Origin of the sequence: Streptomyces sp. NPDC021562 (genome assembly GCF_040640875.1) — a bacterium.
Taxonomy (GTDB): domain Bacteria; phylum Actinomycetota; class Actinomycetes; order Streptomycetales; family Streptomycetaceae; genus Streptomyces.
In genome coordinates this window covers 1-13,099 of the sequence record NZ_JBFACN010000026.1, presented here as the reverse complement: position 1 = coordinate 13,099, position 13,099 = coordinate 1, and the positions used below count along the sequence as shown (strand labels likewise).

The 13,099-nt window shown below is 72.0% G+C and carries 11 protein-coding genes and 1 pseudogene; 2 read left to right on the top strand and 10 right to left on the bottom strand.

Annotated elements, in window-relative coordinates; genetic code table 11:
* Window positions 1–38: 38 nt before the first annotated feature.
* The 8 genes and pseudogenes from AB0G52_RS32030 to AB0G52_RS31995 all read right to left on the bottom strand — a co-directional run bounded on the left by AB0G52_RS32030 (window position 39) and on the right by AB0G52_RS31995 (window position 8,398).
* Window positions 39–1,376: a sugar ABC transporter substrate-binding protein gene (locus tag AB0G52_RS32030; RefSeq protein WP_132886063.1), complete on the bottom strand. Its 1,338-nt coding sequence runs from the start codon at window positions 1,374–1,376 to the stop codon at window positions 39–41.
* A 129-nt stretch (window positions 1,377–1,505) separates the two neighbouring features.
* Window positions 1,506–1,724, bottom strand: a pseudogene (locus AB0G52_RS32025) (glycoside hydrolase); the annotation flags it as partial.
* Between the two features lie 256 nt (window positions 1,725–1,980).
* The gene (locus AB0G52_RS32020) at window positions 1,981–3,120 is read right to left on the bottom strand and encodes a Gfo/Idh/MocA family oxidoreductase (protein ID WP_361341137.1); all 1,140 of its coding nucleotides are present in this window, start codon (window positions 3,118–3,120) and stop codon (window positions 1,981–1,983) included.
* 70 nt (window positions 3,121–3,190) lie between these two features.
* Complete coding sequence (locus AB0G52_RS32015; protein ID WP_132886065.1) at window positions 3,191–4,075, bottom strand: carbohydrate ABC transporter permease; 885 nt, start codon at window positions 4,073–4,075, stop codon at window positions 3,191–3,193.
* The gene (locus AB0G52_RS32010; RefSeq protein WP_361341134.1) at window positions 4,072–5,007 is read right to left on the bottom strand and encodes a sugar ABC transporter permease; all 936 of its coding nucleotides are present in this window, start codon (window positions 5,005–5,007) and stop codon (window positions 4,072–4,074) included. The genes AB0G52_RS32015 and AB0G52_RS32010 overlap by 4 nt, the downstream gene beginning before the upstream one ends.
* Window positions 5,008–5,115: 108 nt before the next feature.
* Window positions 5,116–6,846, bottom strand: coding sequence for an L-arabinonate dehydratase (gene araD, locus AB0G52_RS32005; protein ID WP_132886067.1), 1,731 nt, complete (start codon window positions 6,844–6,846; stop codon window positions 5,116–5,118).
* A complete protein-coding gene (locus AB0G52_RS32000; RefSeq protein ID WP_132886068.1) occupies window positions 6,834–7,745 on the bottom strand; it encodes a dihydrodipicolinate synthase family protein in 912 nt (303 codons plus the stop codon). The genes araD and AB0G52_RS32000 overlap by 13 nt, the downstream gene beginning before the upstream one ends.
* Window positions 7,742–8,398 carry a GntR family transcriptional regulator gene (locus tag AB0G52_RS31995; protein WP_132886069.1) on the bottom strand — a complete coding sequence of 219 codons (657 nt, stop codon included), beginning with the start codon at window positions 8,396–8,398 and terminating at the stop codon, window positions 7,742–7,744. Before AB0G52_RS31995 ends, AB0G52_RS32000 begins: the two co-directional genes overlap by 4 nt.
* A 231-nt stretch (window positions 8,399–8,629) precedes the next feature.
* Between AB0G52_RS31995 and AB0G52_RS31990 the strand changes: the two genes are divergently transcribed.
* Entirely contained in the window at window positions 8,630–9,862 is a 1,233-nt protein-coding gene (locus tag AB0G52_RS31990) for an MFS transporter (RefSeq protein ID WP_361341129.1), read from the top strand.
* Here the strand turns inward: AB0G52_RS31990 and AB0G52_RS31985 are convergent.
* Complete coding sequence (locus tag AB0G52_RS31985) at window positions 9,805–10,962, bottom strand: hypothetical protein (RefSeq protein ID WP_361341287.1); 1,158 nt, start codon at window positions 10,960–10,962, stop codon at window positions 9,805–9,807. The genes AB0G52_RS31990 and AB0G52_RS31985 overlap by 58 nt on opposite strands.
* A gap of 47 nt (window positions 10,963–11,009) precedes the next feature.
* On the bottom strand, window positions 11,010–11,951 hold the full coding sequence (locus AB0G52_RS31980; protein ID WP_361341126.1) for a 5-dehydro-4-deoxyglucarate dehydratase: 942 nt from the start codon (window positions 11,949–11,951) through the stop codon (window positions 11,010–11,012).
* 247 nt (window positions 11,952–12,198) lie between these two features.
* On the opposite strand from AB0G52_RS31980, the gene AB0G52_RS31975 reads away from it, so the two are divergent.
* Entirely contained in the window at window positions 12,199–13,008 is an 810-nt protein-coding gene (locus tag AB0G52_RS31975; protein WP_132886072.1) for an NAD(P)-dependent oxidoreductase, read from the top strand.
* Window positions 13,009–13,099: the final 91 nt, after the last annotated feature.

Below are 13,099 nucleotides of genomic sequence, written 5' to 3'. Positions count from 1 at the left end.
ACCGGCCACAGCGGACCCGCAGCTCCCCGCAACCGCTCTCAGTGATGGGCCTTCCAGTCCGCCTGGGCCTTGTTCAGCTGATCGGCCAGCGTGTCCAGGAACTCCTTCGCCGTCATCTTCCCGAGCAGCACCTTCTGGAAGTTCGGCTCGTTGTCGGCCTTGGAGATGGTGTTCCAGTCCGGCAGGTAGTAAGGCAGCTGCACGATCTTCGTGCGGGCGCCGTTGAGCGCCTCGGCCGCCAGCTTGGTGGGCTCGGCCTTCTGGACCCACGCGTCGGACGCCGCCTGCGTGTTGGCCGGGATCTGCCCCGCCGACTCGTTGAACTTCGAGTTCTCCTCGTGCGACAGGGCGAACTCGACGAACTTCCAGGCGGCCGCCTTGTTCTTGCTGGACTTGAAGACACTCAGCCCGTCGACCGGGTTGGAGATCTGCACCCGCGTACCGTCGTCCCGGGTCGGGTTCGGCAGCCCCCGGAACCTGTCCGCGCCCAGTGCCTTCAGATGATCCTGGTACGACCCGAGGTTGTGGCTCAGCATCCCGATCGTGCCGCTGTCCCACTGCGCGACCATCTTGGTGAAGTCGTTGTTGACGTCGGCGGACGGCGTGTCCTTCTTGTACAGCGCGACGTACTTCTCCAGCGCTGCCACGTTCTTCGGGTCGTTGACCGTGGTCCTGTCGCCGTTCCAGAACGAGGTGATCCCGCTCTGGCCGTACGCGGCGTCGAGCGCCGGCGCGATCGACCCCTCACCGCCCCGGATCGTGAACCCGAACGCGTTCTTGGCCTTGTCGGTGAGCTTGTCGGCGGCCTGGTAGAACTTCGTCCACGTCGTCGGGGCGTCCAGGCCCGCCTTCTGGAACAGGTCGGTCCGGTACCACAGCACACCGTTGTTGGACGAGGTCGGGATCTGGTACAGCCGGTCGCCGCCGCCCGCGGCCCGGCTGTTGTCCAGCAGCTTCTGATTCAGCATGCCGTTGAGCGAGCTCTTCGCCAACCGGCTGTCCAGCGGCTCCAGCGCGCCCTGCACCGCGACCTCGGCGAGCATCGCGGTGCCGACCCCGCCGACGTCGGGCAGGCCGCCGCCCTGGATGGCGGTGTCGTACTTGGACTGGGCGCTCGCGGCGGGAATGCCGACGTACGTGACCTTGATGCCGGGGTTCTGCTTCTCGAAGTCGGCGATGATCTGCTTCCAGACGTCGGTGCGGACCCCGCCGTTGTTGTCCCAGAACGTGATCGTGCCCTTGCCGGAGCCCTCGTCGCCCTTGTCCCCCGCGCTGCCGCTGCCGTCGTCGCCGCAGGCGGTGGCGGTCAGCGCGAGCACGGAGCCCAGGGCGACGGCCACGGCGGCACGCCTGCTTCTGCGGATGCTGCTGTTCATCGGTCGGCTCTCTTCCTCGGGTCTCTTCTTCGGGATCCAGTGGAGATACACGCCGGTGGGGGCGGTGCCCCGGTTCGGCAAGCGCTTGCTAAGGAGATGCGTCATTGCGGCTCCCACCAAGGACGACGGTTACTGGGCGCTGATCCGGAACTGCGAGAAGGTGGCCGCCCCCGCGTGGCCCGGGCCTTCGGGGGCGGCGGCGAAGAGTCCGAGCAGGGTGCCGGCCCAGCGCCACGGGGTGGCCGCGAACACGGGCCCCGAGGGCACGAAGCCCGCCCCGGCGTTCCGCTCGGCGACGGCGTCGGCGAACCGGTGCACCAGCCGCAGCACGCCGTCCGCGCCACGACGTGGGGAGGTGAACCGCGCGGCGGGTTCCAGGCGTTCGAGGGCGCGGCCGACCAGGGTCGAGCCGACCAGGTCGCGGGAGTGCAGCAGCGGGAGTCCGGGGGCGCGGCCGAAGCCGGCGGCGCCGAGGACCGGGGGGCGGTGGGTCGTCGTCACCGGGTCACCGCCTGGCGCGGGGAGAGCGGGGCCGGGAGCCCGGGGTGGCTGACGTATTGGCCGGCCCGGCGGCCGGCGGCCTTCAGCAGCAGGGCGGCGTCCGTCATGTGCTCACCTCTTTCGGCGGGGCCCAGGGGGCGCTCAGCTCGGAGTAGAGGGCGAGGGTCTCGGCGCTGGCCGCGACCAGCCGGTCGATGCCGGTCACCACCCGGCGGTCCTCGTCGGGGAGACGGCGCCAGGCGCCGGCGGGCAGCGCGGCCGGGTCGTCGGCCAGCCGGATCGCCTCCACGACCTTCATGAAGGCGCCCGTCGCGTCCGGCTCCACCAGCAGATCGGCGCCCGTGGTGAGGTGGTCGACGAGGTTCTCCAGCAGGTCCGTGGTGCCGTACTCGATCTCCTCCGGACCGTGGCCGGCCCGCTGGACGAGCACCCGGTCCAGCTTGTACCAGAAGGTGATCCGGCCGCGGTCGCCGTGCACCAGGACGTACGGGTCCCCGGGTTCCTCGGCGCAGAGCGTGGCGGCGACGGTGACCGGGCCGCGCGGGGTGGAGATCCGCACGCACGAGGTGTCGTCGGACTCGATGTCGTTGGCGCGCAGCAGTTCGGTCTCGATGCCGGTGACGTCCTCGGCGCGGGTGGTGCCGAGCAGCGCGAGTCCGGTGGCGACGGCGTGCGCGAGGGGGTTGGTGAGGACCCCGTCGACCACGTCCACGCCGTTCAGCCGCCGCTTGCCGGACCAGGCCGCGCGCCGGTAGTAGGACTCGGCGCGGGCCCAGGCACCCGCCCCGCCCACCCCCGTCACCGTGCCGATCGCACCTTCCTCGATCAGCCGGCGGATCGCGGGCACGGCGCCCGAGCCCAGCGACTGGAAGCCGATCTGGCAGGCCACGCCCGCCTTGGCGACGCCGTCGGCCATCCGCCGGAACTCGGCGTACGACGGTGCCGGCGGCTTCTCCAGGAGCACGTGCACGCCCCGCTCGGCCGCGGTCAGGGCCAGGTCGGTGTGGGTGGGGATGGGGGTGCAGAGCACGGCGACGCGGGCGCCGGTCTCGTCCAGCAGCGCGCCGAAGTCACCGGACTGCACCGGCTGCCCGAGTCCCTCCGGCAGCTCGTCGGCGCCCAGCGGGGTCAGCTCGCAGATGCCCACGAGCCGGACGACCCCCTTCTCCTGGAGCCGGCGGATGTTCTCCAGGTGCCAGCGGCCGTGGCCGCGCGCGCCCGCCAGGACGATGTCGACGGTCATGGGGTCCTCCCTGCGTTGTCGATCTTTGCGAGCAGGGTAAGCGTTTGTCCCGAGCGGTCCGAAAGGCGTCTCATCCCTTCACCGCCCCGGCGCTGAAGCCGGTGATCAGCCACTTCTGGATGAAGGCGAACACGATCACGACCGGTACGGCCGCGATGATCCCGCCCGCCGCCAGCGCCCCCAGGTCCACGCTGTCCGCGCTCATCAGGGTGTTCAGGCCGACCGGGATGGTCTGCTTGCTCTGGTCCGAGAGGAACATCAGGGCGAACAGGAAGTGGTTCCAGGCGTGCACGAAGGCGAACGAGCCGACCGCGACCAGCCCCGGCCGCAGCAGCGGCAGGACGACGATGCGGAAGGCGGTGAGCCGGTTGCAGCCGTCGACCCAGGCGGCCTCCTCCAGGGAGGACGGCACGTTCCTGATGAAGCCGCTGATCAGGATCATCGACAGCGGCAGCTGGAAGACGGTCTCCGCGATGACGACACTGCCGAGCGAGTTGATCATCCGCAGGTTGGCGAAGATCTGGAAGAGCGGCACCAGGAGCAGCGCGCCGGGCACGAACTGGGAACAGAGCAGGGCGAGCATGAAGCCGCGCTTGAGCCGGAAGTCGAAGCGGGCCAGCGCGTAGCCGCCGGCCAGCGCCACGACCGTGGTCAGCACCAGGGTCGCGACGCCGACGTAGACGCTGTTGGTGAAGTACGTGCCGAAGCTGCGCTCGGTCCACACCTTCTGGAAGTGGTCGAAGGTGACCGGCCAGGGGACCAGTGAGGTGGATCCGGCGGGGCGGACGGCGAAGAGCAGGATCCAGTAGAACGGGACCAGGGTGAACAGGAGGTAGATCCCGAGGGGGAGGTAGATCTGCCAGCGCGGGACCTCGTCCCAGGCGCGGCGCCGCTTCCCGGGGCGGGCGGGTTCGGTCGCCACGGGCTGTGCGGCCGGTGCGATCTCGGTGATCACTTCGTCTCGCCTCCGAACTTGCTGAGCCGCAGGTAGACGACCGAGCAGAAGAGCAGGATCACGAACGCCACCGTGGTCAGCGCCGAGGCGTAGCCGAAGTTGTGGGCGTCGACGCTGGTGTTGGCGATGTACAGCGGAAGGGTCGTCGTCTCGCCCGCCGGGCCGCCGCCCGTCAGGGTGTAGAGCAGGTCGACGTTGTTGAACTCCCACACCGCGCGCAGCAGCGTGGACAGGACGATGGCGTCCTTGAGGTGCGGCAGCGTGATGTGCCGGAACTGCTTGAGCCGGCTCGCCCCGTCGACCTCGGCGGCCTCGTACAGGTCCTTCGACACGGACTGGAGGTCGGCGAGGATGAGGATCGCGAAGAAGGGGACGCCGCGCCAGAGGTCGGCGACCACGGCCGCCGGGAAGACGGTCGAGGTGTCCGAGAGCCAGCTGGTGCCGTACGACCCGATGCCCGCGTCGGCGAGGTAACGCGTGATGCCGGTCTGGGAGTTGTAGAGCAGCACCCAGATGGCGGAGGTCAGGACGCCGGAGACGGCCCACGGCGAGAAGACCAGTGCCCGGCCCAGCGCCCGGCCCACGAAGGTCTGGTTGACGATCAGTGCCAGCGCCAGTCCGAACAGCAGTTGCAGCCCGACCTCCACCACGACCCACTGGGCGCTGAAGGTCAGCGTGTCCCAGAACTGCGGGTCGTGGGCGAAGGCCTGCGCGAAGTTGCCGAAGCCCGCGAAGCCGTTCCGCCAGGGCTTGGTCGGGTTGTAGTTCTGGAGGCTGTAGTAGAAGACGCTGAGCACCGGGTAGGCGATGAAGCCCAGCATCAGCAGGGCCGCCGGGGCGATCAGCAGGTACGGGAGCCTGCGCGGCGTCGCGGAGGCACGGCGCCGCCGGGGTGGCGCGGGCGGGTTCGCCACGGCTGCGGCTTGGGCCACGACTGTTCTCCGTTCGCATGGGTGACAGCGGGTGCAGGAAGCGCTTGCTGGACGGCGCTGCGTGAAGCGCTTCGACGGTGCTTCGGCGGTCGTCGGCGTGAGGGGCGGCTAGCCCGCGTACGGGTCCGGGACTTCTCCCGGCCGGGCCAGGAACTCGAAGTCGCAGCCGGTGTCGGCCTGGGTGATCTGCTGGTCGTAGAGCGCCCCGTAACCGCGCCCGTAGCGCACCGGCGGCGGCGTCCACGCGGCCCGGCGCCCGGCCAGCTCCGCGTCGTCCACGTGGAGGTGCAGGGTGCGCGCCTCGACGTCGAGGGTGATGGAGTCCCCGCTGCGTACGAGCGCGAGGGGGCCGCCGACGTACGACTCGGGCGCGACGTGCAGCACGCAGGCGCCGTAACTGGTGCCGCTCATCCGGGCGTCGGAGATCCGGACCATGTCCCGCACGCCCTGCCTGAGGAGGTGGTCGGGGATGGGCAGCATGCCGTACTCGGGCATGCCGGGACCGCCCCTGGGCCCCGCGTTGCGCAGGACGAGCACGCTGTCGGCGGTGATGCCGAGCTGCGGGTCGTTGATGGTGCGCTGCATGGTCCGGTAGTCGTCGAAGACCACGGCCGGCCCGGTGTGCTTGAGCAGGTGCGGTTCGGCGGCGATGTGCTTGATGACCGCGCCGTCCGGGCAGAGGTTGCCGCGCAGCACCGCGACCCCGCCCTCGGTGGCCACCGGGTTGTCCCGGGGCCGGATGACGTCGTCGTCGTGCACCCGGGCGCCGGCGAGCTGCTCGCGGTAGGTGTCGTACGACACCGTCGGCCGGTCGAGGTGGAGCAGGTCGGGGATGCGGGACAGGAAGCCGGGCAGGCCGCCCGCGAAGTGGAAGTCCTCCATCAGGTACGTCCGTCCGCCGGGCCGTACGTTGGCGAGGACGGGCACCGTACGGGCGATGCGGTCGAAGTCGTCGAGGGTGAGCCGGACCCCGGCCCGGCCGGCCATGGCGATGAGGTGGATGACGGCGTTGGTGGAGCCGCCGAGGCCGAGCACGGTGGTGACGGCGTCCTCGAAGGCCTCCGGAGTCAGGAGCCGGGAGAGCCTGCGGTCCTCGTGGACGAGTCCGACGATCCGCATCCCCGCACGGGCGGCCATCCGGTCGTGCCCGGAGTCGACGGCCGGGATGCTGGACGCCCCCGGCACGGTCACCCCGAGCGCCTCGGCGGCCGCGGTGAGCGTGGAGGCCGTGCCCATCGTCATGCAGTGACCGGGGGAACGGGCCAGTCCGCTCTCCAGCTCGGCCATCTCGCAGTCGCCGATCAGGCCGGCGCGCTTGTCGTCCCAGTACTTCCACATGTCGGTGCCGGAGCCGAGGACCTCGCCGCGCCAGTGGCCGGGGAGCATGGGCCCGGCGGGCACGAAGACGGTGGGCAGGTCGACGGAGGCGGCGCCCATGAGGAGGGCCGGGGTGGACTTGTCGCAGCCGCCCATGAGGACGGCGCCGTCCACCGGGTACGACCGCAGCAGCTCCTCGGTCTCCATGGCCAGGAGGTTGCGGTAGAGCATCGGGGTGGGCTTCTGGAAGGTCTCGGAGAGGGTGGCGACCGGGAACTCCAGCGGGAAGCCGCCGGCCTGCCACACGCCCCGCTTGACGGCCCCCGCCCGGTCACGGAGGTGCACATGACAGGGATTGATGTCCGACCAGGTGTTGAGGATCGCGATGACCGGCTTGCCGAGGTGCTCCTCGGGGAGGTAGCCGAGCTGGCGGGTGCGGGCACGGTGGCTGAAGGAGCGGAGGCCTTCGGTGCCGTACCACTGGTGGCTTCTGAGTTCCTCGGGCTTCTTCATGCGGACCATCCGGCGGCGATCGCGGCGACCTCGGCGCGTTCTTCCTCGGGCAGGTGCCTGCTGGGCGGGCGGACGTCGCGGCGGCACAGGCCGAGGGAGGCGAGCGCCTCCTTGACGACGGTGACGTTGTTGGCGGAGCCGCCCGCGGCACGGAGTTCCTCGAAGCGGCGGATCTGCTCCCAGACCTTCATGGCGGCCGGGTAGTCGCCGGATCGAAGCGCTTCGATCATGTTCAGCGAGACGGCCGGGGCGACGTTCACGAGACCGGAGGTGAACCCGGTGGCACCGGCCGAGAAGTAGGAGGGGGCGTACGGCTCCGCGAGCCCCGCCACCCACACGAACCGGTCGAGGCCGGCGTCCCTGGCGAAGGCGGCGAACTTCGCGGCGTCCGGGACGGCGTACTTGACGCCGATCACGTTCGGGCAGGCGTCGGCGAGTTCGGCGAGCCGGGCGCCGGTCAGCTGGGCGTTGCGGACGTACGGTACGACGCCGAGCCCGGGCACGGACCGCGCGATCTCGCGGTGGTAGTCGACCCAGCCGGCCTGCGAGACGTAGGGGTGGACGGGCTGGTGGACCATCACCATCTGCGCGCCGTGCTCCCGGGCGTGCCGGGCGGAGGCGACGGCGGTGGGGACGTCGTGGCCGACACCGGCCAGGACCACGGCCCGGTCCCCGGCCTCGTCGAGCGTCAACTCGGTGACGAGCCGCCGCTCTTCGGGGGCCAGGGCGTAGAACTCGCCGGTGTTGCCGTTCGGGGTGAGGGTGCGGATCCCGCCGTCGAGGAGCCGGCGCAGCAGGGCCCGGTGGGCGTCCTGGTCGATGCCGCCGTCCTCGGCGAAGGGGGTCACCGGGATGGCCACGACGTCGGCCAGGGCCGCCCGTTGGGTCTCGAACGCCACGCTGCTCATTGCCGGCCTTCCTGGTCGGCCGCCCGGGGGAACGCCCGGTCGACGAAGGACGCGATGTGGGAGTGCAGGGCTCGGGCGGCGCCGTCGGCGTCGCCCGCCAGCGCCAGCCGGAGGATCTCGTGGTGCTCACCGGCCTCCTGCTCCCAGGAGGGGGAGGCCGCCCAGGCGACCGCGGAGACGAGGGCGGCCTGGTCGCGGACCTCGTCCAGCATCCGGCCGAGCAGCGGGTTGCCGCACGGAAGGTAGAGGGCGCGGTGGAAGTCACGGTTGGCGAGGGAGCGTTCGGCGGTGTCGGTGGCGTCGGCGGCGCGGCTGAGGGCGTCGCGGGCGGCGTCCAGGGAGGCGCCCCGGCGGACGGCGCGCCTCAGTGCCTCCGGTTCGAGGAGCAGCCGTACGTCGTAGACCTCGCGCGCCATGTCCGCGTCCACCATGCGCACCGTGACGCCCTTGTACTGGCTCATCACGACAAGACCGGTCCCCGCGAGGGTCTTGAGCGCCTCCCGCACCGGCGTCTTGGACACCCCGAACTGCGCGGCGAGCTCGGTCTCCACCAGGGCCTGGCCGGGCGTCAGCTGCCCGGTGAGGATGCGGTGTTTGATCGCGTCCAGCACGTACTGCGTGCGGGACGGGATCGGCATGGGCACAGAGGTCATGCGCGCCTCTCGGGGTCACGTACCGAGCCGTCACGGCCCGGTCTGACGTATCTGATCTCGCGTATCGCGTCTCATATATGACGTACGAAGTACGATGCGGACGAAGGTAGGGAGGGCACCCCTGCTTCGTCAATGCTTCTGTCAAAGATCGTGCGGGTGAAGCCCGCGGGCCACGACCTAGGGCATCTTCCCGATCCCTGCGGCCGCGCCTTAGACGCACGATGAGCAGGCATGACGACCCCCAGCTCATGGGCCGTGTCACGGCTGCTCCGGGACCGCGACGCGGCCCTCTTCCTCACCGGCGTCGTGGTGTCCGGCTTCGGCACCTCCGCGCTCTGGCTGGTGGCCGGTGTCTGGGTCAAGGACCTCACCGGCTCCGACGGCCTCGCCGCCCTGTGCACCGCCGCCCTGTGGGCCCCCACCCTCCTCGGCCCCGTCCTCGGCGCCCTCGCCGACCGCGTCCGCCGCAAACCCCTGGTGATCGGCACGAACCTCGCGCTCGCCGCCCTCCTGCCGGCCCTCTGCACGGTCCGCTCCCCCGGCTCCGTCCCGTTGCTGTTCGCCGTCCTCCTCCTCTACGGAGCGGCGGGCGTCGTCGAGGACGCGGCCGGCTCCGCCCTGGTCGTCTCCGCCGTCGACCCCGCCCTGCTCGGCGACTTCAACGGGCTGCGGACGACCGCCCGCGAGGGCATGAAGCTGGTCGCCCCGCTGACCGGCGCCGCCCTGTACACGGCGTACGGCGGGCCGGGCGTCGTCCTGCTGGACGCCCTGACCTTCGTGCTGGCGGCGGGGCTGTACGCCCTGTTGCGGGTCCGGGAGCAACGTCCCGAGCGCCCCGCCGGGAGCCGGCGCCGACGGACCGCCGAGGGGATCCGGTCGCTGTGGGCACACCCGGTGCTGCGGCCGCTGGTGTGCGCGGGCGCGGTCACGATGGGCCTGGTCTCGCTCGGCAGCAGCCTGAACTACGCGGTGGTGGACGCCCTCGGCCACTCCCCCGCCTACGTCGGGGTGCTGTACGCCGCCCAGGGGGTGGGCTCGGTCGCGGTCGGGCTGGTCTCCGGGCCCGCGCTACGACGGCTCGGCGAGCGGTGGTTCGCGGCGGCCGGGATCGCGCTGACCGGGCTGGCGACGGCCGGGCGGGCGGTGCCGTACGACCCGGTGCTGCTGGTGTGCGGCCTCGCGGGCGGACTGGGCCTGCCCTGTGTGCTGATCGCCGCCCACACCGCCGTACAGCGCGAGATCCCGGCCGCCGCGCTGGGGCGGGCGACCGCGACCGCCGACACGGTGATGTTCACACCGAACGTGCTCGGGCTCGCGGCCGGGTCCGCCCTCGTCGAACTCGTCGACCACCGGCCGCTGCTGGTGGTCCTCGGCGGCGCGCTGCTCGGCACCGCCTGCCTGCCGGCTCAGCGCAGCGCCTCCCGTACCGCCGCCAGGTCGCCGTCCGATGCCAACCCCGCGTGATAGAGCCGCAGTTCGGTCGCGCCCTGGTCGCGGGCCCGGGCCGCGTCGGCGGCCAGGGTGCCGGGGCCGCCGCCCATTCCGGCGACCACGGTGAAGTTGGCGGCGAGGACCGTGCCCGGCCGGGCGTGCTCGGCGAAGGGCGCCAGCAGGGCCGTACCGCCCGTGCAGGGGACCACGACACCGTCGGCGACCGACAGCACGTGCGCGGGGTCCACGCCCGCGTTGGCTCCGCAGTGGTAGGTCACCGGGTCGGCGTGCAGCAGCACCTGGAAGCCCTCGGGGGCGGCCGCGCGGACCGCGGCGACGGCCGCCTCCTGGAGGGTGCGGGCCCTGTCGTCCCGCCAGGCACGGGTGGCCGCCGCCACCGGCTCGCCGAGCAGCTTCTCGACCGTCGGCCAGCCGGCGTCGTCCGCCGCGCCCCGCCACAGCGGCTCCAGCGCGTCCCGGACGGCTGCGGCCAACTCGTCGGCTTCCAGGCCCTGTTCGCCGTACCCGGCCCGGCACGCCGGGCAGAAGCACAGCGCCATCAGGTACTGCCCGGCGTCCCCGAGGCCGACCCCGGCGGTCTTGTCGTGGGCGTGCAGGTGCTGCAGGCCGTACCAGCCGAGGGACTCCAGTTCGGTGCCTGCCGCGCCGGGCCGGACCGCGGCCTCGGCGGCGAGGTCGGTGAGGTACTCACGGGTGGCGGGCTGGGCGATGCAGGGGGCCCAGGGGTAGCGGTCGCCGTAGGCGTTGACCACCGAGGTGTCCGGATGCTCGGCGCCCAGGCGGGAGTTGTGGGCGAGGACCACCCAGGTGTGGACGTCGAGTCCGGCGTCGCGCAGGGCCTCGGCCGCCTCCCCGAAGGCGTCGCCGGGGGCCCAGTCACCGGCCGGGTACGGGCGGAGCCGGCGGCCCGCCCAGCGGTCGTCCGTCGGGTAGTAGACGGCCGCGTGCTCGGCGGTGACGATACGGCGGCGCGGGTGGCGCGGGGTCAGCGCGCGGGTGGAGTGGTAGGCGGAGGCGAGGGTCACCTGGTCCACGCCGAGTGCGGCGAAGCGGTGCGGGGCACCGGGGTCGCCGTTGACGTCCCAGGGGTAGACGAACGTCGACGTCCGCAGCCGCGCCGCGCCGTCCGGCGACTTCTCCCGTCCTGCTTCGGACACCGTCACGCGTTCCCCTCCAGCAGTGCGTGGCCGCGCTCGACCAGCCGGACGAGCTGCTTCACATGATCCTCGTGCGGTTCGTGCAGTGGTGGCCGGACCTCGCCGACGTCCAGACCGCGCAGCCGTACCCCGGCCTTGACGAGGGAGACGGCGTATCCCCGGCCCTGGGCGCGGAGTTCGACGAACGGGCGGTAGAAGCCGTCGAGCAGACGGGCCACCGTCGTCCGGTCCTCTTCGCGCAGGGCGGCGTGGAAGGCGAGGGCGATCTCGGGGACGAAGCAGAAGACGGCCGAGGAGTAGAGCTCGATGCCGATGGCCCGGTAGGCGAGCTGGGTCTGCTCGGCGGTGGGCAGGCCGTTGAAGTAGAGGAAGTCGCCGGGGACCTCGGTGCGGACGGCGCTGACGACGCGCTGCATCAGATCCAGGTCGCCGAGGCCGTCCTTGAAGCCGATGACGCCCGCGGTGCGGGCGAGTTCGACGGCCGTGGCCGGGGTGAACACCGCGTTGTCGCGCTGGTAGACGATCACGGGGAGGGCGGTCGCCGCGGCCACCTCCCGGTAGTGCCGCAGCAGGCCCTCCTGGCCGGCGGCCACCAGGTAGGGCGGCATGGCGAGCAGGCCGTCCGCGCCCGCGGCCTCGGCGAGCCGGGCGTAGCGGACGGCGAGCGCGGTGCCGTAGCCGGCGCCCGCGACCACCGGCACCCGCCCGTCGGCCGCCGTCACCGCCGCGGCGACACAGGCCTCGAACTCCTCCGGCAGCAGCGCGTGGAACTCCCCGGTGCCGCAGCAGGCGAACACGGCGGCGGCCCCTGCCTCGACGCCCTGCCGGACGTGCTCACGGTAGACGTCGAGGGCGAGAGAGCCGTCGGGGCCGTAGGCCGTGACGGGGAAGAAGAGGGGCCCGCGCGGGTCACGGAGCCGGGCGGCGAGCGGGGCTGGCGTCACGGGCGCTCCCTGTCGATGCATGGTGTCGATGCATGTTTCTGATCGACGTCCATATTCATGAATGCGACCACGTTACGAGTCCCCCTCAGGGCCGGTCAAGGAGACGATCGACCAACACGCGAGCGGATTTCCGCACGCCACGGCAGACTTGACGGGGCGCGCCCCGGCTCCCTAGCGTGTCCATGAATGTGAATATGATGCACGTACGCGACCGGCGTCGAGTCAAGTCGAGTCAAGGAGACCGTGGATGCCCACTCCCCGCACGCTACTGCTCACCGGCGCCGCAGGCGGGCTCGGCACCCTGATGCGCTCCCTGCTCCCGGAGTACGGCTACGCCCTGCGCCTGCTGGACGTGCGGCCCGTCGAGGGCGAACCGGACGCGATCACCGCCGACCTCGCCGACCAGGACGCGCTGCGCGAGGCGGTACGGGGCGTGGACGCGGTCCTGCACCTCGCCGGGATCTCCCTGGAGGCGCCCTTCGAGAAGATCCTGCGGTCGAACATCGAGGGCACGTACAACCTCTACGAGGCCGCCCGCGAGGCCGGCGTACCGCGGATCGTCTTCGCCTCCTCCAACCACGCCGTCGGCTACACCCGGGCCCCGCGCGCGGGCGAGCCACTGATCCCGGTCGACACCCCGCGCCGCCCCGACACCTTCTACGGCCTGTCCAAGTCGTTCGGCGAGGACCTCGCCCAGCTGTACTGGGACCGGCACGGCCTGGAGACCGTCTCCGTCCGGATCGGCTCCTGCTTCCCGGAGCCGGCCGACGTGCGCATGCTCTCGGTGTGGATGAGCCCGGCCGACGGCGCCCGCCTCTTCCACGCGGCGCTGACCGCCGACAAGGTCGGCCACACCGTCGTCTACGGCTCCTCCGCCAACACCCGGCTGTGGTGGGACCTGAGCAGCGCACGGGCGCTCGGCTACGAACCGCAGGACGACTCGGAGCGGTTCGCCGGGAAACTGATCGCCGAACTCGGCGAACTCGACCCGCGGAACCCGGCCCACACCCACCTGGGCGGCCGCTTCGTGAACGACCCGCCGATCTGGCCGTACTAGGGCGTGTTGCGAAAGTCCCGCCTGCCGCGCGACGCCATGCACGCACTCTCGCCGCACCGGGCCCTGACCCAAGTACGTCCAGTACGTGGAT